We start from the raw sequence: 19,276 nt of genomic DNA, 5'->3' as shown, positions 1-19,276 counted from the left end.
GCGGCGGTGCCGCCCGTACCGCTAGTTGATCTTGATCGGGTTGACCACGTCGGCGACGAGGACCAGCAGGGTGAAGCAGACGAAGACGCCCGCGACCACGTACGCGGCGGGCATCAGCTTCGCCACGTCGAACGGGCCGGGGTCGGCGCGCCGGAAGACCTTCGCCACGGTGCGGCGCAGGGACTCCCACAGGGCGCCGGCGATGTGGCCGCCGTCGAGCGGGAGCAGCGGGAGCATGTTGAACAGGAACAGCGACAGGTTGAACCCGGCCAGCAGGTTGAGGAAGAAGACCAGCTGGTACTGGGCGGGGATGTCGAGGTTGAAGATCTGGCTGCTCACGCGGGCCGCGCCGACGACGCCCATGGGGCTGTCCTGCTTGCGCTCGGCCCCGTTGAAAGCGGCGTTCCACAGGTCCGGGACCTTGCCGGGGAGGTCGAGGAGGGACTGGGCGCCGGCCTCCATCATCTCGCCCATGCGGCTGACGGACTGGCCGAAGGTCTGCGGGACGTAGCCGACGGCGGGGGCGAAGCCGAGGAAGCCGGCGGTGACGTACTGGTCCTTGACGTACCGGCCGTCGGCGTCGGTCTTGGCGACCTTGTTCTCGATCAGGTTCGCGTGCAGGTCGAGGCGCTTGCCGGCGCGCTCGACGGTGATCACGGCGGGGCCGGTGGTGGCCCGGATGTCCTTCTGGAGGACGGACCAGTCGTTCACCGGGCGGCCGTTGAAGGCGACGATCCTGTCCTGCTGCTGCAGGCCGGCGGCCTTGGCCGGGGCGGCCGGGTCGCCGGGGGCGCACTTGTCGCGCTTCTCGCTCTGCTGGATGACGCAGTCGGAGACCGAGCTGACGACGGTGGTCTGGGTGTTCAGCCCGAAGGTCATCAGGGTGGTGAGGAAGATCGCCACGGCCAGGACCAGGTTCATGAACGGGCCGGCGAACATCACGATGACGCGCTTCCACGGCCTGCGCGTGTAGAAGAGCCGGCTCTCGTCGCCGGGCTGGAGCTCCTCGTACGCGGCCGAGCGGGCGTCCTCGATCATCGACCGGAACGGCGAGGTCGAGCGGGCGGTGACCTTGCCGTCGTCGCCGGGCGGGAACATCCCGATCATGCGGATGTAGCCGCCCATCGGGATGGCCTTGATGCCGTACTCGGTCTCGCCCTTCCTCCGCGACCAGACGGTCGGCCCGAAGCCGACCATGTACTGCGGCACCCGGATGCCGAAGAGCTTGGCCGTGGAGAGGTGGCCGAGCTCGTGCCAGGCGATGGAGACCAGCAGGCCGAACGCGAAGAGCACGACCCCGAGTACCGTCATCAAAGCCGTCATGCGCCCGCCTCCACGGCGGCCCGCGCCGCCATCTCCCGTGCCCGGGCCCTGGCCCAGGTCTCCGCTTCGAGGACGTCCTGGACGGTGAGGGAAGTTCCCGTCCGCGGCGTCCCGTGCTCATCGACCACTGCGGAGACCGTATCCATGATTGCTGTGAACGGCAGCCGCCCGGCCAGGAAGGCCTCCACGCACTCCTCGTTCGCGGCGTTGAAGACGGCGGGCGCGGTCCCGCCCAGGGTGCCCACGTGCCGGGCGAGGTCCACGGAGGGGAAGGCCTCGGTGTCCAGGGGGAAGAACTCCCAGGTGGAGGCCTTGGTCCAGTCGAAGGCGGGGGCCGCGTCGGGGACCCGCTGCGGCCAGCCCAGGCCGATCGCGATGGGCCCGCGCATGTCCGGCGGGGTGGCCTGGGCGAGGGTGGAGCCGTCCGAGAACTCGACCATGGAGTGCACGTACGACTGGGGGTGGACGACGACCTCGATGCGGTCGAAGGGGATGTCGTAGAGCAGGTGCGCCTCGATGACCTCCAGCCCCTTGTTCACCAGGGTCGCCGAGTTGATCGTGATCACCGGGCCCATGGCCCAGGTGGGGTGCGCGAGGGCGTCCTGCACGGTGACGGAAGCCAGCTCCGCGCGGGTGCGGCCGCGGAAGGGGCCGCCGGAGGCGGTGACGACCAGCTTGCGGACGTCGGCGCGGGTGCCGGCGGCCAGGGCCTGGAAGAGGGCCGCGTGCTCGGAGTCCACGGGGATGATCTGGCCGGGCGCGGCGAGGGCCTTGACCAGCGGGCCGCCCACGATCAGCGACTCCTTGTTGGCCAGGGCGAGGGTCCGCCCGGCGCGCAGCGCGGCGAGGGTGGGCGCGAGGCCGATGGAGCCGGTGATGCCGTTGAGGACGGTGTGGCAGGGAGAGGCCGCGAGCTCGGCCGCCGCGTCGGGTCCGGCGAGGATCTCGGGCAGCGGCTCGGAGGGCCCGTACGCGGCGCCCAGCGCCTCCTTCAGGGCCGGTACGGCGTCCTCGCGGGCGACGGCCACGGTCCGCACCCGCAGCGTGCGGGCCTGCTCCGCCAGGAGGGCGGTGCGGCCGCCCGCGGCGGACAGCGCGGTGACCCGGAAGCGGTCCGGGTTGCGCAGGGCCAGGTCGATGGCCTGGGTGCCGATGGACCCGGTGGACCCGAGGATGACGATGTCCCGGCGGCCGGCCGCGGCGTCGAAGAGGAGGTGCGGGTCGGCGAGGGGGGCTGGACTGTCGCTCATGCCCCCCATTGTTGCCGCTCCTCAGGGGCGCTTGGACACGGAGTCCCCGTCCGTGACCCGGGCGAGGAGTTCGGGGAGGGTGCCGGCGAAGTCGGGCAGGGCGCGGGCGGCGCGCCACCAGGCCTCCGGGTCGTCGCCGAGGGCCGCGTCGAAGAGCCGGTCGGCCTCGGCGCGGGCGGAGAGCACCGCGGCCGGGCGGTCGTGGCGGTCGGGGTGGCCGATGTCGCCGAGCCACTGGTCCTCGTCGAGCGCCCAGCAGGCGGGGACCTTGTGCCGGACGACGTCGGCGCCGGTGAGCAGGGAGCGGTCCAGGCAGTCGCGGACCCAGCGGACGTCCTCGGAGGCGGTGTCCATCGGCACGGCCAGGCTCACCAGGGCCAGTTCGCGCTCCCAGGCCCCGACGGGCTCGGCGGGGGCCGCCTCGGGCGCGAGGTGGCGTACGGCGCGGGCCAGCGCCGGGTCGTGCCGTACGGCGCCGGGCGCGGCCGGGGTGCCCGCGGCCAGGGCGGCCGCCAGCTCGGGCAGGGTGCCGGGGAAGCCGGCGCCGCGGCGGGCCAGTTCGGCCCACGGCCCGGGGTCCTCGCCGAGCAGGGGGCGCAGGGCGCGGTGCACGGCCGACTGCATCTCGGCCTGTTCGGGCAGGCTCCAGCGCAGGCCCCGGGTGACGGGGAGGTGGCCGAGCAGCAGGGTGTGGGCGGCGGGGGCGACGTGGGCGACGAGTTCGTCGCAGGTCAGCAGGCCCATGCGGACGGCGCGGACGGCGGGCCGGTACCAGTGGCGGCCGTACGGCCGCCCCGCGCGCGCGTCGAGCAGCGCGAGGCACTCCCGCCGGGACAGCCCGCCCACCAGCAGCAGCGCCTCGACGGCGCCGGGCGGCAGCGGGGCGCAGGCGTGCTCGCGGAGCAGCCGGCCGGGGTCGAGGTCGTGCGGCATGCGCAGCAGGGTGAGCGGGATCCTGGGGCGGCGGCCGTGGCGGCGCAGCAGGGCGGTCAGCGCGTCGGTGGTGAAGGGGCCGGGGCCCACCTCGGCCAGCAGCTCGGGCGAGGGACCGGGCCGGGCGGCGTACCGGGCGGCGCCGGGCAGGCCGGGCAGGGGGCGGCCGACGACGTGCGGGTTGCGGGCGATGTAGTGCCGGTCCGCCTCCGTGCCGTGGCGCAGCAGCAGGGTGACGGCCGCGGCGGGCAGCCACTCGTCGCGGCACAGGTACTTGCGCACGGGTTCGTCGAGCCGGTCGAGGAGGGCGGCGACGACGTGGTGCGGTGCGTGGCGCAGCAGGTGCGCCACGCACCGGGCCAGCCTCCTGCTGGCCCGGTCCTCCTCGGCCGTCGGCATCGTCCTCGTCCGCCTCGCGCTCGCACCCGTGCTCGTACATCCGTCCGAACCATGCCGATGATGGCAGGTCAGCGCAGGGGACGGTGAACGTTTTTCCTCGCGGACGGGCCGGGGGCGGCGTCCGCGATCCACGGGCCGTCGCCGGAGGGGTCGAGGACGCCCTCTTCCAGCCAGGTGTAGGTGCCGGACAGGACGCCCCGGACGACCTTGCCGTCGAGATCGTCGGTGTTGGCCCAGAGGCGGCCGAAGAGCTCCTCGACGCGCAGCCTGGACTGCCGGCAGAAGGCGTCGGCCAGCTGGTAGGCCTCGCGGCCGTGGTCGCCGGTGGCGCGCAGGTGCTCGGCGCGCACGCAGGCCGCGCTCATCGCGAAGAGCTCGGCGCCGATGTCCACGATCCGTCCGAGGAAGCCCTGTTTGGTCTCCATGCGGCCCTGCCAGCGGGACATCGCGTAGAAGGTCGAGCGGGCGAGCTTGCGGGCTCCGCGCTCCACGTAGCGCAGGTGGGTGGCGAGGTCGGGGTGGCCGGCCGGGTGGAACTCGCGGTAGGCGCCGGGGACCTGGCCGGGGCCGGTGGCGAGCCTGGGCAGCCAGCGGGCGTAGAAGCCGGCCGCGCGGGCGCCCGCCCTCGCCTTGTCGCCGAGGTCCTTGTCGGGGTCGATGAGGTCGCCGGCGACCGACAGGTGGGCGTCGACGGCCTCGCGGGCGATCAGCAGGTGCATGATCTCGGTGGAGCCCTCGAAGATCCGGTTGATGCGCAGGTCGCGCAGCAGCTGCTCGGCGGGCACGGCCCGCTCGCCGCGAGCGGCCAGCGACTCGGCGGTCTCGAAGCCGCGGCCGCCGCGGATCTGGACCAGCTCGTCGGCCATCAGGCAGGCCATCTCGGAGCCGTAGAGCTTGGCGAGGGCGGCCTCGATGCGGATGTCGTTGCGGTCCTCGTCGGCCATCTGGGAGGCGAGGTCCACCACCGCCTCCAGGGCGAAGGTGGTGGCCGCGATGAAGGAGATCTTGGCGCCGACGGCCTCGTGCCGGGCGACCGGGCGGCCCCACTGCTCGCGGACGGCGGACCACTCGCGGGCGATCTTCAGGCACCACTTGCCGGCGCCGACGCACATGGCGGGCAGCGACAGCCGTCCGGTGTTGAGGGTGGTCAGGGCGATCTTGAGCCCGGCTCCCTCGGGGCCGATCCGCTGGGAGGCGGGCACCCGGACGCGGTGGAAGCGGGTGACGCCGTTCTCCAGGCCGCGCAGGCCCATGAAGGCGTTGCGGTGCTCGACGGTGATCCCGGGCGAGTCGGCCTCGACGACGAAGGCGGTGATCCCGCCCCGGTGGCCCTCGGCCTTCGGCACCCGGGCCATCACCACGAGCAGGTCGGCGACCACCCCGTTGGTGGTCCACAGCTTCACCCCGTCGAGGAGGTAGGAGCCGGGGTCCTCGGGGTCCGGGACGGCGGTGGTGGCCAGCCGCGCCGGGTCGGAGCCGACGTCGGGCTCGGTCAGCAGGAAGGCGCTGATCGCGCTGGTGGCACAGCGCGGCAGGTAGGCGTCCTTCTGCTCCTTGGTGCCGAACATCTTCAGCGGCTGGGGGACGCCGATGGACTGGTGGGCGGAGAGCAGGGCGCCGATGGCCGGGCTGACGGAGCCGACGAGGGCGAGCGCCTTGTTGTAGTACACCTGGGTGAGGCCCAGGCCCCCGTACTCGGGGCTGATCTTCATGCCGAGGGCGCCGAGCTCCTTGAGCCCGCGCACCGTCTCGTCGGGGATCCGCGCCTCGCGTTCGATGCGCTGCCCGTCGATCTCGTTCTCGCAGAAGTCCCGCAGCCGGGCGAGGAAGGCCTCGCCGCGCCGGACGTCCTCGTCGGCGGGGAGCGGGTGGGGGTGGATCAGGTCGAGCCGGAAGCGGCCGAGGAAGAGCTCCTTGGCGAAGCTGGGTTTGCGCCAGTCCTGCTCCCGGGCCGCTTCCGCGACCTGCCGTGCCTCGCGCTCGGTCACCTTGGGCTGTACGGGCTGTGTTGCCGACATCCGGGTCCTCACCTCGCCGCATCGGGGGGCTGCCGATCGGTTGCGTGTGAGTCGTACCCGTTTCGGGCGCCGGGGATTCGGGGGGTGTGGCAAAAGGGGGACGGCCGGAGCCCCCGCACAGTAGGCTCCGGCCGTCGGTCCTCGACCGTACGAGTCGGTCAGATGTCGAGGCCCGTGAGGACCAGGACGCGCTCGTACGTGTAGTCGTCCATCGCGTAGCGCACGCCCTCGCGGCCCACGCCGGACTGCTTGACGCCGCCGTACGGCATCTGGTCGGCGCGGTACGACGGGGCGTCGCCGATGATCACGCCGCCGACCTCGAGCTCGCGGTGGGCGCGGAAGGCGACCTGGACGTCGCGGGTGAAGACGCCGGTCTGCAGGCCGAACTTCGAGTCGTTGACGGCGGCGAAGGCCTCGTCGGTGTTCTCGACCCGGGTGATGGTCAGGACCGGGCCGAAGACCTCCTCGGTGGCGAGCTTGACGCCCGCCGGGACCTCCGCGAGGACGGTCGGCTCGACCGTGGCGCCGTCGCGCCTGCCGCCGGTGAGCAGCTTGGCGCCGGCGGAGACGGCCTCGTCCACCCAGGACTCGACGCGCTTGGCGGCGTCCTCGGAGACCAGGGGGCCGACGTCGGTGGCGTCGTCCGCCGGGTCGCCGGTGACCTGGGCCTGGACCTTCGCGACGACCTTCTCGACGAGGCGGTCGTAGACGGAGGCGTCGGCGATCACGCGCTGCACGGAGATGCAGGACTGGCCGGCCTGGTAGTTCGAGAAGGTCGCGATGCGGGTCGCGGCCCAGTCGAGGTCGGCGTCGGAGGACCAGTCGGCGAGGACCACGGCCGCGGCGTTGCCGCCGAGCTCCAGGGTGCAGTGCTTGTGGGGCACCGACTGCTGGATGGCGTAGCCGACGGTGTCGGAGCCGGTGAAGGAGATGACCGGGAGGCGGTCGTCCTTGACCAGGGCCGGCATCTTCTCGTTGGCGACGGGCAGGACGGACCAGGAACCGGCCGGCAGGTCGGTCTCGGCGAGCAGCTCGCCCAGGATCAGACCGGAGAGCGGGGTGGCCGGGGCCGGCTTCAGGATGATCGGCGCGCCGACGGCGATGGCGGGGGCCACCTTGTGGGCGCACAGGTTCAGCGGGAAGTTGAACGGCGCGATGCCGAGGACCGGGCCCTTGACGAAGCGGCGGGTCAGGGCCAGACGGCCGACGCCGCCGGCGTCGGTGTCCAGGCGCTGGGCCTCCCCGCCGTTGAAGCGGCGGGCCTCTTCGGCGGCGAAGCGGAAGACGGACACCGCACGGCCGACCTCACCGCGCGCCCACTTGACCGGCTTGCCGTTCTCGGCGGAGATCAGCTGGGCGATCTCCTCGGTGCGCTCGGCGAGCCGCTTGGACACGTGGTCCAGGGCGGCGGCCCGTACGTGGGCGGGCGTCGCGGAGAACTCCGCCGTCACGGCGTACGCCGCGGCCACGGCCTCTTCCACCTGGGCGTCGGTGGGCACGCTGACGGTGCCGACGAGCCGGCCGTCCCACGGGTTGTGGACGTCGAAGCTGTCCTCGCCGGTGGCCTGGCGGCCGGCGAGCCAGAAGGCGTGGGTGGAAGTCATGCGAATCCCGGCCCTTCGTTGGTGCGGTGGTCCTTGTCCCCACCACGGTAGGTCTCCGCGGCCGATTCACGGTTTATCCGCGTTGGAGAACCTCCCCGCGCACCTGCGCCGCTTTGTCAGTGTCGCGGTGCGGCACTCAGCGCTGGGACGGGCTGGCCTTCAGGGCCAGCCACAGCTCCATGCGGACGTCCGGGTCGTCCAGGGAGCGCCCGAGGATCTCCTCGACGCGCTTCATCCGGTAGCGCAGGGTGTGCCGGTGGACGCCGAGGTCGGCGGCGGCCGCGTCCCACTGCCCGTGCCGGGCCAGCCAGGCCTGGAGCGAGGCGACCAGGTCGCCCCGCCCGGTGGCGTCGTGCTCCCGCAGGGCCCGCAGGGTGCCCTCCGCGAACGCCCGCACCGCGTCGTCGGCCAGCAGCGGCAGCACCGACCCCGCCGCGAGGTCCTCGTGCTCGACCAGCGGCCGCCCCCGACGCCGGGCCACGGCCAGCGCCTGGTCGGCCTGCTTGAACGCGGCGGCCACCCCCTCGGGCCCGGCCGGCGCCGAGAGGCCCACGACCAGCTCGTCCGGCTCCGGCCCCGCCGCCTCCCGCCCGCGCCGGGACTCCAGCGCCTCGGCGTGGTCCGCGCACGCCTGCACCGCCGCACCCCCGTCGGCGGCGAGCACCACCAGCCGTCCGGGCTCCGGCACCACCAGCAGCGCCTCCCCGGTCCGCGACGCGGCCGACTCCACCGCGTCGGCCAGCAGCGCCAGCCCCTCCGGCTGGGCCGTCCCCGCGAGGGCCGGCTCGGCGACGACGATCCGGAACGGCGCCTCCAGCAGGGCCCCGTAGAGGTCGCCCGCCACCGCCCGGGCGTGCTCCGCCTCCCCCTCCAGCAGCATCCGCAGCACCGCCGCCCCCAGCCGGGACTCCGCGTCGTGCAGGGACCGCGAGCGCTCGGTGGTCAGGGTCAGCAGGGCGACGGCGGAGTGCACCGCGTACCGCTCGGCGGTGCCCAGCGGGGCCGCCGTGCCCACGGCCAGGGCGCCCCGCGCCCGCCGCCCGGTGCCGAGGGACTGGAGCTCGACCCGGTCCTCCGCACCGCCCACCACCGCGCTGGCGGGCGCCGGCCGCTCGCGCAGCCGCTCCACGTCCGGGGTGAGCCGGGCGGCCCGCCGAGCGGCCCAGTCGGGGGCGGCGGCGACGACGGCGCCGGAGGTGTCGTACAGCGCGGCCCAGCCGTGCACGTGGGCCGCGAGCTTCGCCAGCAGGTCGGCCGGGCCGTCGGAGGACAGCGCGGCCCGGGTCAGCTCGCGCTGCGCCTCGAAACCGGCGGTGACGGCCCGGTACTGGTCGGCCGCGAGGGCCGCCGAGACGGCCTTGCTGATGGCGAGGAACGGGGTCCGCCGGGGGACCTCCAGCAGCGGCAGGTCCTCTTCACGGGCGGCCTGGACCAGGGCGTCGGGGACCGCGTCGTAGTTGACGCCGACGGCGAAGCCGATGCCGACGACCCCGGCGGCCGCGAGGCGCCGCACGTACCGCCGCATCTCCTCGGGGTCGTCGGCGTCCAGCTTCATGGCGGTGACGAGCAGCAGCTCGCCGCCCTCCATGTAGGGGACGGGGTCGGCGAGCTCGCTGACGTGGGCCCAGCGCACGGGTGTGTCGAGGCGGCCCTCCCCCGCCCGGACGCTGAGCTTGAGCGCCGAGTGCTGGACGAGCGAGGCGAGGGTGAGCGGCATCGGTACCAGGGGCCTTCGGGGGAGGGCGGGGAGCAGCGGGCGGGGCGTCCTCGATCCTGGGCTCCCCCGGTCCGGGGACTTCTCCAAGTCGTATGAACGACCCCTCTCGATTCTGCCACCCCGTACGGGTCCGCTCAGCCCGTTCCGGCCAGCCGGAGCAGAAGCGGAGCCGCACGTTCCCCTCGGATGGAGGTCAGGGAGAGCACCGCGCACCCGGGCGGTACGGCGTGCGCCAGCTCGGAGGCGGACCAGCGCTCGCGCTCCACCTGGCGCACGGTGACCGCGTCGGTGGTCACCGCCTTGCCGGTGACCATCTTGCGGAAGGCGTGGATGGCGCGGGTCAGCGGCTGGTCGGCGAAGACGGTGCGGTGGGTGACGTCGCGGGTCTCCACCCACTCGGTGCCCCAGGCCTCGGCGAAGCGCTGCCCGTCCCAGGTGGTCACCCCGGAGAAGGCCATCCGGCAGCCGACCGCCCCGAGCAGCGGCGTCCGCAGGGCCTCCGGTACGTCGTCCAGCGAGCGCAGCGCGAGCAGGACCCCGGCGTTCGCCGAGCGCAGCCGCTGGAGCCCGCGGACGGTCTCGGGGGTCAGGGTGTGGGAGGCGTCGTCGAGGGCGAGGAAGGCGAACAGCGACCGGTCGGCACGGGCGGCGGCGGAGGCGTTGAACTGGGCGAGCAGCAGCCGGGCCAGCATCCGCGAGGCGTCGGCGTGCCCGCGCTCGGGCAGGTCCACGCGGACCCGGACGGGGTGTTCGAGGGCGCGCAGCGAGAAGGGCCGCCCGCGTCCGGTGGTGTCGAAGAAGCCGGCGAAGGCGGGCCGGTCGAGCAGGGCGATCCGGTCGGCGAGGGCCGGTCCGGGGTCGCCGTGGGCCCCGTACTGGCGCTCGCGCGCGTCGAGCTCGCGGAGCATCGCCTGCTGGCCGGCGCCCTCCAGGGCCTGGCGCAGCGAGGTGACGGCGGTGGGCACCCCGTCGAGCAGCTCGCGCAGCTCCGGCACGGCGGGGAAGCGGCCGTGCGCGGCGCGGAACGGGCCGAGCAGCTGGGCGAGGGCGGTGGCGGCGCGGCGTACGTCGGTGCCGGGGACGTCGGCGACGAGGGCCTCGGCGAGGAGGGCGGCGGCCTCGTCGCAGTCGCCGGTGCCGCCGTAGAGGTCGAGGTCGTGGACGGAGTCGGGGTCGCCGACGCGGACCACGATGTCGTAGGCCTCGTCGGGCCCGAGCCGGGACCCGGCCGCGCCGACGGCGATGACGGCGGCCTGCCCGGCCAGCGCCTGGAGCGCGAGCGACTCGACGACGGGCCGCACGAGGCGGGCGGTCTTGCCGCTGCCGGAGGGGCCGACGGCCAGCAGGGAGGTCCCGAGGACGTCGGGGCCGAGGGCGAGGCCGGTGCCGCGGCGGGCGTAGGGGTTGCGCTCCCCGTCCTCGACGGTGCCGAGCAGCACCTGGCGGGCGAGGAGGTCGTGCCGGGCGGCCCGGACCGGGAGGTCGCGGTCGCCGGAGGGGTGGACGCAGGCGGCGGCGCCCTTGTCGCGGACGGCGTCGGCGAAGGCCGACAGCCGGGTGGGGTCGGCGCGCACGGTCTCCCAGGCCCGCCGGATCCGCGCGTAGTCCACGTCGTTCATCCCCCCGCCCCGCACCTCCCCCCCGAGCCTCTCGGCCACCTCGGGCAACCCGGCGTCCCGCACCTCGGGCCAGAGGACGGGGTCGGCGGGCGAACCGGGCTCGGCCCGGTTCGGTTCGACGGTCGGGACGCCCCGCCCGCCCGCCGGGGCTTTGCCGGCGGGCCGGCGCAGCGCGGGCCACAGGAAGGCCAGCACGATCAGTACGGTGACGACCGTGTCCGCCTGGGTCATGGTGGAGTTGTTGCCGTCCGGGTCACCCGGGACCAGGGGCAGGAACGGGTAGACGACGAGCCGTACCGGCAGCGAGTAGTGGGCGACCAGCCAGATGGTGATCAGGCAGGCGACGGCGGTCACCCCAGCCTGGACCAGTCGGCCGCGCACGACGACCAGGCGCCGCCACGCCGCCGCCCAGGCGCCCAGGCGCCCGAATCCGTAGAGCAGGGCGGCGTCGAAGAGGAGCTCGTAGAGCGGCTGTGCCACCTCGCCGCCGGTCCCTTTGACGGGAGCCCCGGTGAACGGTGCCCACCACCCGTCCGGCGTGAAGAGCTTGAGCGGCAGGGTCCAGTACGGGATGTACTCGTTGCGCATCAGCGACCAGACGAGCACGCAGGCAAGGGCCGAGATGACGGCGCCGCTGATCAGGGAGCGGCCGGAACCCGCCTCGGGCTCCTCCTCGGCCCGTGGCACATAGCCGAAGGCCCAGATCCCCGGGCCGGCCTGGTTGCGCGGGGTCCGCAGCCAGTCGGCGAAACCCTGGCCCGCGCCGTACCCGGAACCGGCGCCGACCGCCGGTGCGTGCCGGGGTTTCGGTGGGGGCTCGGCGGGGGGCGCCGGGCGGGGGACGCGTCCCGTACGGGTCGCCTGTCCGTCGTAGGTGCCCTCGCTGTCCATGAACCCCTGCCCCCTGCCGTTCCTGTAACGCCGCGGCGCTCAATCTAGTGCCCGGCCCCCCACTTGGGCCCGCACCCCGGCATGATCCACGAACCACGCGCCGCGCCCTTCCTATGGCCGCCACGGACAAGGACACGAGGACACCACTCCCTAACGGAGCATGCCTTACCCCCTCCCCCGGGCCTAGCCTGCGGACAAAGACACAAGTGCGTCCGAAAACACCCCCCAGGGAGCCCTCTATGACCGCTGTCCCGCAGGAGCGCCGCATCGTCACCGCGATCCCCGGCCCCAAGTCGCAGGAGCTTCAGGCCCGCCGCCTTTCGACGGTGGCCGGCGGCGTGGGCTCCGTGCTCCCCGTCTTCACGGCGCGCGCGGGCGGCGGCATCATCGAGGACGTCGACGGCAACCGCCTGATCGACTTCGGCTCCGGCATCGCCGTGACCTCCGTCGGCGCCTCCGCCGAGGCCGTCGTGCGCCGCGCCTCCGCGCAGCTCGCCGACTTCACCCACACCTGCTTCATGGTCACCCCCTACGAGGGCTACGTCGAGGTCTGCGAGGCCCTCGCCGAGCTGACGCCCGGCACCCACGCCAAGAAGTCGGCCCTGTTCAACTCCGGCGCCGAGGCCGTCGAGAACGCCGTCAAGATCGCCCGCGCGTACACCAAGCGCCAGGCCGTCGTCGTCTTCGACCACGGCTACCACGGCCGTACGAACCTGACGATGGCGCTGACGGCGAAGAACATGCCGTACAAGCACGGCTTCGGTCCGTTCGCCCCCGAGGTCTACCGCGTCCCGGTCGCCTACGGCTACCGCTGGCCCACCGGTGCCGAGAACTGCGGCCCCGAGGCCGCCGCCCAGGCGATCGACCAGATCACCAAGCAGATCGGCGCCGAGAACGTCGCCGCGATCATCATCGAGCCGGTCCTCGGCGAGGGCGGCTTCATCGAGCCGGCCAAGGGCTTCCTCCCGGCGATCGTGAAGTTCGCCAACGAGAACGGCATCGTCTTCGTCGCCGACGAGATCCAGTCCGGCTTCTGCCGCACCGGCCAGTGGTTCGCGTGTGAGGACGAGGGCATCGTCCCGGACCTGATCACCACCGCCAAGGGCATCGCGGGCGGTCTGCCGCTCGCCGCCGTGACGGGCCGCGCGGAGATCATGGACGCCGCGCACGCGGGCGGCCTGGGCGGCACCTACGGCGGCAACCCGGTGGCCTGCGCCGGCGCGCTCGGCTCCATCGAGACCATGAAGGAGCTCGACCTCAACGCCAAGGCGAAGAACATCGAGTCCATCATGAAGTCCCGCCTCTCCGCGATGCAGGAGAAGTACGACATCATCGGCGACATCCGCGGCCGCGGTGCCATGATCGCGATCGAGCTCGTGAAGGACCCGGCGTCCAAGACCCCGTTCCCGGAGGCGGCCGGCGCCCTCGCCAAGGCCTGCCACGCCGAGGGCCTGCTCGTCCTCACCTGCGGCACCTACGGCAACGTGCTCCGCTTCCTGCCGCCGCTGGTCATCAGCGACGAGCTGCTGAACGAGGGCCTGGACCTCATCGAAGCGGCGTTCGCGGCCATCGGTACGGACGCCTGAGCGACCGGCCGAACACAGGAGCCCGCCGGTACCGCCGGTAACGGTCGGGCCCTGTGAAGAAGCTGTGGGGGGCCGATGACAAGAGGCCGTTCCTGCTGTCGGTCCCCCCTCGGCTGCCGTACGGTTTCTGCAGATGAGTGAGACAGACCGCTCCCGGGCGACCGGGGGCGACACCGGTACCGGGCTTCCCCAGCGCCGTACTGGGCATGCGTTCGCGCACACTCCTCTCCGATCGGACGGCCGTCCGCCCCAAACCCCCCGGGGCGCACGGCAACCCGGTCCGGCCGGCCGTCCCGGAACCATCCCCCCTGTTCCGGGACGGCCGGCCTCTTTCCTCCCCCTCCTGCCGACGGCCGCGTGCGCCGTCGCCTTCGCCCTGATCACCTGGCAGGTCCTGGTCCGCGGACCGCTCCTGACGCCGGACCGGGCGCTGAGCCGCGCCCTGGTGCGCACGGTCCCCGACGCGGTCACCGAACGCCTCGCGGACCTCGGGAACGTCCCGGTGGCCGTCCCCGTCCTCGCCCTGGCCGTCGCGTTCGCCGTCCGGCGCGGCCACCGGCTCGCCGCCCTCGCGGCCGGCCTGGCGATGGCCCTGGTGCCCGCGCTGATCGTGCCCCTCAAGGAGTGGACCGCCCGCCCGGGCCCGCTGGAGCCCTGGGCCGCCGGCTACTACCCCTCGGGCCACACGGCCACGGCCTTCACCGCCTACACGGCCGCGGCCCTCCTCCTCACCCCGCACGCCCGCCGCCGCTGGCCCCTGCCCGCCGCGGCCGCCCTGACGGCCCTGACCGCGGCGGGGCTGGTCCTGCGCGGGTTCCACTGGCCCCTGGACGTCCTGGCCAGCCTGCTGATGTGCACCCCGCTGCTGCTGGGCGTGCGGTGGGCGGTCCGCCGGAGCACGCGTCGGCGTTCCGGCTGAACTCCCGGCCGCCACGGCGGTCCCGGTCCGCGCCGGCGGCTTCACGCACGGCCGCCCGGGCGCTCCCCCGCCAGGGTTCTGCCCGCCGCCTCGTGCAGGGCGAGTTCCAGCAGTGCCGGGTCGGTGAGGGTGCCCCGGCCGTCCGGGAGGTGCAGCCAGTGCGGACCGCCCGTCGTCCGGCCGGGGTACGGGACCGCGACCCAGCTCCCGCGCCCCGCGCCCCGTACGCCCGTGCCGATCCAGCGCGAGGCCGTTCCCGCGGGGACGAAGAAGCCCAGGCGGCCGGTGGTGCGGGCGGCGAGCACCGGGCCGGGCGGGGCCGGCAGCCGGTGCAGGACGCCGAGGGCGGCCCGGCCCAGTTCCGCCGGGGTGACCAGGAGGTCCCAGAGGAGGCCCGCCGGCAGGAGGGCGACCCCGAGGGGGCCGCGCTCCCACTCCCACCGGCAGGCGTCGGGGTCCGGCGCCGCCGCCACCAGCCACTCCACTGCCGTCCTGCTCCCCGGGAACGCCATCGCCCGGCCTCCGTTCGTCTCGCGGTGAGGGTTTCTCACCGGGAGAGAGCGGGGCCGGGCGGCGTTATGACGCGGGTCGGGCCGTTCCGTGGGGGTGAAGCGGGTCACGGCCCCGGCGCGGGTGCGCGCCGGGGCCGTGAGCGTCAGCTGTCGAAGCCGAGGCCGAGGCGGTCCAGCGTCTTCAGCCACAGGTTGCGGTGGCCGCCCCGGGCGTCGGCCCGGGCCAGCGACCACTTGGTGAGGGCGATCCCGGTCCAGGCCAGGGGCTCGGGCGGGAAGGGCATCGGCTTGGACTTCACCATCTCCAGCCGGGTGCGCTCGGTGGAGAGCCCGTCCAGCAGGTCCAGCATCACGTCCGCGCCGAAGCGGGTGGCGCCCACCCCCAGCCCGGTGTAGCCGGCGGCGTAGGCGACCCGGCCGGAGTGGGCGGTGCCGAAGAAGGCCGAGAAGCGGGAGCAGGTGTCGATGGCCCCGCCCCAGGCGTGGCTGAAGCGCAGGCCCTCCAGCTGCGGGAAGGCCGTGAAGAAGTGCTCCGCCAGCTTGAGGTAGGTCTCCGGGCGGTGGTCGTACTCCGAGTCGAGCTTCCCCCGGTAGGGGTAGATCGCGTCGTAGCCGCCCCACAGGATCCGGTTGTCCCGGGTGATGCGGAAGTAGTGGAACTGGTTCGCGCTGTCGCCCAGCCCCGGCCGGTTCTTCCAGCCGACGGAGGCCAGCTGCTCCTCGGTCAGCGGCTCGGTCATCAGCGCGTAGTCGTACACCGGGACGGTGAACGGGCGCACGCGCTTGACCAGCGACGGGAAGATGTTGGTGCCCAGGGCGACCCGGCGGGCCAGGATCGTCCCGTAGGGGGTCTCCACCGTCATCCCGCGCCCGGCCCGCGCCATCCTGAGGCCGCGCGTGTTCTCGTAGATCCGCACGCCCTGCTCCAGGCAGGCCCGCTTCAGGCCCCAGGCCAGCTTGGCGGGGTTGAGCATGGCGACGCCGTCGCGGTCCCACAGGCCCGCGAGGAAGGTCGGCGAGTTGACCTCCGCGCGCAGGGCCTCGCCCTCCAGCCATGCGGAGCCGTCGGCGAGGCCGAGCTTGCGGGCCTCCTCGTGGAGTTCGCGCAGTTCCTCGACCTGGTGCGGCTCGGTGGCCACGTCGATCTCGCCGGTGCGCTCGAAGTCGCAGTCGATGCCGTAGCGGGCGACCGCCTCCTCGATGGCGTCGAGGTTGCGGGCGCCGAGCTCCTCCAGCTTGGCCAGCTCGCCGGGCCAGCGGGCCAGTCCGTTGGCGAAGCCGTGCGTGAGGGAGGCGGCGCAGAAGCCGCCGTTGCGGCCGGAGGCGGCCCAGCCCGCCTCCTTGCTCTCGATCAGTACGACGTCCCGGCCGGGGTCGCGCTCCTTGGCGAGGAGCGCGGTCCACAGCCCGCTGTAGCCGCCTCCGACGACCAGCAGGTCGCAGCGCTCGTCGGAGGTGAGGGCCGGCTGCGGGTCGGGGCGGCCGGGGTCGTCCAGCCAGTACGAGACCGGCTTCGCTTCGGAAAGGGATTTCGCAACACTACGCATGGCGACTGGGGCCATGGCTTCCAACTCCCTACAGGGTTACTTCGGTTGTGCCTTCTTGCGGCGGTTGCCGACCCACTGGCCGGCGAGGACCACCAGCACCGCGATGACGAACATCGCCGTGCCGATGACGTTGATCTGGACGGGCGTACCGCGCTGGGCCGATCCCCACACGAACATGGGGAAGGTGACGGTGTTGCCCGAGTTGAAGTTGGTGATGATGAAGTCGTCGAACGAGAGCGCGAAGGACAGCAGCGCGCCCGCGGCGATGCCGGGGGCCGCGATCGGCAGGGTGACGCGCAGGAAGGTCTGCACGGGCCCGGCGTAGAGGTCGCGGGCGGCCTCCTCCAGCCTCGGGTCCATCGACAGGACGCGCGCCTTGACGGCGGCGACGACGAAGCTGAGGCAGAACATCACGTGGGCGATCAGGATGGTCCAGAAGCCCAGCTGGATGCCCATGTTGAGGAACAGGGCGAGCAGCGAGGCGGCCATCACGATCTCGGGCATGGCCATCGGCAGGAAGATCAGCGAGTTGACCGCCCCGCGCGCCCGGAAGCGGTAGCGCACCAGCGCGAAGGCGATGGCGGTGCCGAGGACGGTGGCGCCGATGGTGGCCCACAGGGCGATCTGGAGGGACAGCGCGAGGGAGCCGCACATGTCGGCGACCCCGCAGGGGTCCTTCCAGGCGTCCAGGGAGAACTCCTGCCAGGCGTAGTTGAAGCGGCCCGTGGGGTTGTTGAAGGAGAACACCGTCACGACGACGTTCGGCAGGATGAGGTACGCGAGCGTGCCGAGGCCCGCGATGACGACGAGATTGCGGCGGAGCCAACGCATCAGACCAGGTCCTCCGTTCCCGCTCGGCGGATGTAGACGGTGACCATGATCAGCACGATGGCCATGAGGATGAACGACAGCGCGGCCGCCGTCGGGTAATCGAGGATCCGCAGGTACTGCGACTGGATGACGTTGCCGATCATCCGGGTGTCCGTGGAGCCGAGGAGCTCGGCGTTGACGTAGTCGCCGCTGGCGGGGATGAAGGTCAGCAGGGTCCCGGAGACCACGCCCGGCATCGAGAGCGGGAAGGTCACCTTGCGGAACACCGTGGCCGGGGTGGCGTACAGGTCGCCGGCGGCCTCGTGGAGGCGGGTGTCGATGCGCTCCAGCGAGGTGTAGAGCGGGAGGATCATGAAGGGCAGGAAGTTGTACGTGAGGCCGCAGACCACCGCGAGCGGCGTGGCCAGCACCCGGCTCCCATCGGTCATGCCGAGCCAGGAGGTGACGTCCAGGAAGCCGATCTTGTCGAGGACGCCGACGACGGGGCCGCCGTCGGCCAGGATCGTCTTCCAGGCCAGGGTGCGGATCAGGAAGCTGGTGAAGAACGGGGCGATGACGAGGACCAGCAGCAGGTTGCGCCAGCGGCCGGCCCGGAAGGCGATCAGGTAGGCCAGCGGGTAGCCCAGCAGCAGGCACAGGACCGTGGCGGTGCCGGCGTAGGCCAGGGAGCGCAGGAACTGCGGGAGGTACTCGGTGAAGGCGTCCCAGTAGGTCTGGAAGTGCCAGGTGACCTTGAAGCCCTCTTCGAGGGAGCCGGTCTGCACCGAGGTGGAGGCCTGGTAGACCATCGGCAGCACGAAGAAGACGAGCAGCCAGACGATGCCGGGCAGCAGCAGCCAGTACGGGATCAGGCGCTTGCGCAGCGAGGCGCGGTGGACCGGGGGCTCGGTCGGGGCGGCGGCCTGCGGGGGCGCGGCGGTGGCGGTCACGCGCTCTCCCCGACCGTCTCGATGCCCGCGTCGATGTCCTGGTCGGCGTCGAGGCCGAAGGTGTGCTCGGGGTTCCAGTGCAGGACGACCTCGGCGCCGGGGACCAGGCGGGCGTCGCGCTCGATGTTCTGGACGTAGACCTCCAGCTCGGGGCAGACCGGGCTGTCGATGACGAACTGGGTGGAGACGCCGATGAAGGAGGACTCGGCGATCCTGCCCGTGATCGTGTTGCGGCCGGCCGCGACGGTGCGGCCGTCCTCGGCCGGGACCAGGGAGATCTTCTCGGGGCGCACGCCGACCAGCAGCTTTCCGCCGGTGCGGGGCGTGGTCGAACATCGGGCGGCGGGCAGCCGGAGCGTGCTGCCGGAGGCCGAGACGGTCACGTCGGAGCCGGTGGACTCCACGGAGGCCTCGATCAGGTTGGAGGTGCCGAGGAAGTTCGCGACGAAGGTGGTGCGCGGGTTCTCGTAGAGCTCGGCGGGGGCGCCCAGCTGCTCCACGCGGCCGCCGTTCATCACCGCGACCGTGTCGGCCATCGTCATGGCCTCCTCCTGGTCGTGGGTGACGTGCACGAAGGTGATGCCGACCTCGGTCTGGATCCGCTTGAGCTCCAGCTGCATCTGGCGGCGCAGCTTGAGGTCGAGGGCGCCGAGGGGCTCGTCGAGCAGGAGGACCTGGGGGTGGTTGATCAGGGCGCGGGCGACGGCCACGCGCTGCTGCTGTCCGCCGGAGAGCTGGTGGGGCTTCTTGCGGGCGTGCTCGCCGAGCTGGACGAGGTCGATCATCTCGTCGACCTGCTTCTTGACCGACTTGATGCCGCGGCGGCGCAGGCCGAAGGCTATGTTCTCGAAGATGTCCATGTGCGGGAACAGCGCGTAGCTCTGAAAGACGGTGTTCACCGGGCGCTTGTACGGCGGCAGGTGGGTCACCTCGCGCCCGCCCAGGCTGATGGTGCCGGTGGAGGGCTCCTCGAGTCCGGCGATCATGCGCAGGGTGGTGGTCTTCCCGCAGCCCGAGGCGCCGAGCAGGGCGAAGAAGGAACCCTGGGGGATGGTGAGGTCCAGCGGGTGCACGGCGGTGAAGGAGCCGTAGTGCTTGCTGATCCCGGCGAGGCGGACGTCGCCGCTCGCGGTGGTGTCGGTCATGGGCCTGGGCCTTCGGTGGTGTGTCGTGGGAGGGGGGCGGGGCGCGGTGGAGG

14 protein-coding genes are annotated in these 19,276 nt (G+C 73.3%); 2 read left to right on the top strand and 12 right to left on the bottom strand.

The genetic code is table 11. The annotated features are described in order from the left end of the window. Positions 1–21: 21 nt before the first annotated feature. The 7 genes from AB0469_RS32310 to AB0469_RS32280 all read right to left on the bottom strand — a co-directional run bounded on the left by AB0469_RS32310 (position 22) and on the right by AB0469_RS32280 (position 11,754). On the bottom strand, positions 22–1,323 hold the full coding sequence (locus AB0469_RS32310; RefSeq protein WP_366455035.1) for a site-2 protease family protein: 1,302 nt from the start codon (positions 1,321–1,323) through the stop codon (positions 22–24). Next, complete coding sequence (gene dxr, locus AB0469_RS32305; protein WP_366455034.1) at positions 1,320–2,573, bottom strand: 1-deoxy-D-xylulose-5-phosphate reductoisomerase; 1,254 nt, start codon at positions 2,571–2,573, stop codon at positions 1,320–1,322. The genes AB0469_RS32310 and dxr overlap by 4 nt, the downstream gene beginning before the upstream one ends. 21 nt (positions 2,574–2,594) lie before the next feature. After that, positions 2,595–3,905 (bottom strand): hypothetical protein, encoded by a 1,311-nt coding sequence (locus tag AB0469_RS32300; protein WP_366455033.1) that lies wholly within the window; start codon positions 3,903–3,905, stop codon positions 2,595–2,597. 68 nt (positions 3,906–3,973) lie between these two features. Continuing rightward, on the bottom strand, positions 3,974–5,923 hold the full coding sequence (locus AB0469_RS32295; RefSeq protein ID WP_366455032.1) for an acyl-CoA dehydrogenase family protein: 1,950 nt from the start codon (positions 5,921–5,923) through the stop codon (positions 3,974–3,976). A gap of 158 nt (positions 5,924–6,081) precedes the next feature. Next, a complete protein-coding gene (locus tag AB0469_RS32290) occupies positions 6,082–7,527 on the bottom strand; it encodes an aldehyde dehydrogenase family protein (RefSeq protein WP_366455031.1) in 1,446 nt (481 codons plus the stop codon). Between the two features lie 136 nt (positions 7,528–7,663). Continuing rightward, complete coding sequence (locus AB0469_RS32285) at positions 7,664–9,244, bottom strand: PucR family transcriptional regulator (RefSeq protein ID WP_366455030.1); 1,581 nt, start codon at positions 9,242–9,244, stop codon at positions 7,664–7,666. A 134-nt stretch (positions 9,245–9,378) separates the two neighbouring features. Continuing rightward, positions 9,379–11,754 carry an ATP/GTP-binding protein gene (locus AB0469_RS32280; protein ID WP_366455029.1) on the bottom strand — a complete coding sequence of 792 codons (2,376 nt, stop codon included), beginning with the start codon at positions 11,752–11,754 and terminating at the stop codon, positions 9,379–9,381. A 239-nt stretch (positions 11,755–11,993) separates the two neighbouring features. On the opposite strand from AB0469_RS32280, the gene gabT reads away from it, so the two are divergent. Further along, positions 11,994–13,340, top strand: coding sequence for a 4-aminobutyrate--2-oxoglutarate transaminase (gene gabT, locus AB0469_RS32275; RefSeq protein ID WP_042809935.1), 1,347 nt, complete (start codon positions 11,994–11,996; stop codon positions 13,338–13,340). A 445-nt stretch (positions 13,341–13,785) separates the two neighbouring features. Then, positions 13,786–14,259 (top strand): phosphatase PAP2 family protein, encoded by a 474-nt coding sequence (locus tag AB0469_RS32270; protein WP_366455028.1) that lies wholly within the window; start codon positions 13,786–13,788, stop codon positions 14,257–14,259. A gap of 41 nt (positions 14,260–14,300) precedes the next feature. Here the strand turns inward: AB0469_RS32270 and AB0469_RS32265 are convergent, their stop codons facing one another. From AB0469_RS32265 to AB0469_RS32245, 5 genes are all read right to left on the bottom strand, one after another. Then, complete coding sequence (locus AB0469_RS32265) at positions 14,301–14,771, bottom strand: hypothetical protein (RefSeq protein WP_366455027.1); 471 nt, start codon at positions 14,769–14,771, stop codon at positions 14,301–14,303. A 143-nt stretch (positions 14,772–14,914) separates the two neighbouring features. Then, on the bottom strand, positions 14,915–16,333 hold the full coding sequence (locus AB0469_RS32260) for an FAD-dependent oxidoreductase (RefSeq protein WP_366455026.1): 1,419 nt from the start codon (positions 16,331–16,333) through the stop codon (positions 14,915–14,917). A 21-nt stretch (positions 16,334–16,354) separates the two neighbouring features. Next, positions 16,355–17,149, bottom strand: coding sequence for an ABC transporter permease (locus AB0469_RS32255; protein ID WP_365152982.1), 795 nt, complete (start codon positions 17,147–17,149; stop codon positions 16,355–16,357). Further along, positions 17,149–18,078, bottom strand: coding sequence for an ABC transporter permease (locus AB0469_RS32250; protein ID WP_366455025.1), 930 nt, complete (start codon positions 18,076–18,078; stop codon positions 17,149–17,151). Before AB0469_RS32250 ends, AB0469_RS32255 begins: the two co-directional genes overlap by 1 nt. Further along, on the bottom strand, positions 18,075–19,223 hold the full coding sequence (locus tag AB0469_RS32245; protein WP_366455024.1) for an ABC transporter ATP-binding protein: 1,149 nt from the start codon (positions 19,221–19,223) through the stop codon (positions 18,075–18,077). Before AB0469_RS32245 ends, AB0469_RS32250 begins: the two co-directional genes overlap by 4 nt. Between the last annotated feature and the right edge of the window lie 53 nt (positions 19,224–19,276).

Source organism: Streptomyces sp. NPDC093801 (assembly GCF_040701585.1).
Taxonomy (GTDB): domain Bacteria; phylum Actinomycetota; class Actinomycetes; order Streptomycetales; family Streptomycetaceae; genus Streptomyces.
Note: the sequence above shows the minus strand (reverse complement) of the source record. Positions and strands in the feature narration are given on the sequence as shown.

What these genes read in the sequence shown, in the direction of transcription:
- dxr (WP_366455034.1), bottom strand. Translation starts at nt 2,573, where the DNA reads ATGAGCGACAGTCCAGCCCCCCTCGCCGACCCGCACCTCCTCTTCGAC.
- AB0469_RS32290 (WP_366455031.1), bottom strand. Translation starts at nt 7,527, where the DNA reads ATGACTTCCACCCACGCCTTCTGGCTCGCCGGCCGCCAGGCCACCGGC.
- AB0469_RS32255 (WP_365152982.1), bottom strand. Translation starts at nt 17,149, where the DNA reads ATGCGTTGGCTCCGCCGCAATCTCGTCGTCATCGCGGGCCTCGGCACG.
- AB0469_RS32245 (WP_366455024.1), bottom strand. Translation starts at nt 19,223, where the DNA reads ATGACCGACACCACCGCGAGCGGCGACGTCCGCCTCGCCGGGATCAGC.
- AB0469_RS32280 (WP_366455029.1), bottom strand. Translation starts at nt 11,754, where the DNA reads ATGGACAGCGAGGGCACCTACGACGGACAGGCGACCCGTACGGGACGC.
- AB0469_RS32265 (WP_366455027.1), bottom strand. Translation starts at nt 14,771, where the DNA reads ATGGCGTTCCCGGGGAGCAGGACGGCAGTGGAGTGGCTGGTGGCGGCG.
- AB0469_RS32310 (WP_366455035.1), bottom strand. Translation starts at nt 1,323, where the DNA reads ATGACGGCTTTGATGACGGTACTCGGGGTCGTGCTCTTCGCGTTCGGC.
- AB0469_RS32295 (WP_366455032.1), bottom strand. Translation starts at nt 5,923, where the DNA reads ATGTCGGCAACACAGCCCGTACAGCCCAAGGTGACCGAGCGCGAGGCA.
- AB0469_RS32260 (WP_366455026.1), bottom strand. Translation starts at nt 16,333, where the DNA reads ATGGCCCCAGTCGCCATGCGTAGTGTTGCGAAATCCCTTTCCGAAGCG.
- AB0469_RS32285 (WP_366455030.1), bottom strand. Translation starts at nt 9,244, where the DNA reads ATGCCGCTCACCCTCGCCTCGCTCGTCCAGCACTCGGCGCTCAAGCTC.
- gabT (WP_042809935.1), top strand. Translation starts at nt 11,994, where the DNA reads ATGACCGCTGTCCCGCAGGAGCGCCGCATCGTCACCGCGATCCCCGGC.
- AB0469_RS32300 (WP_366455033.1), bottom strand. Translation starts at nt 3,905, where the DNA reads ATGCCGACGGCCGAGGAGGACCGGGCCAGCAGGAGGCTGGCCCGGTGC.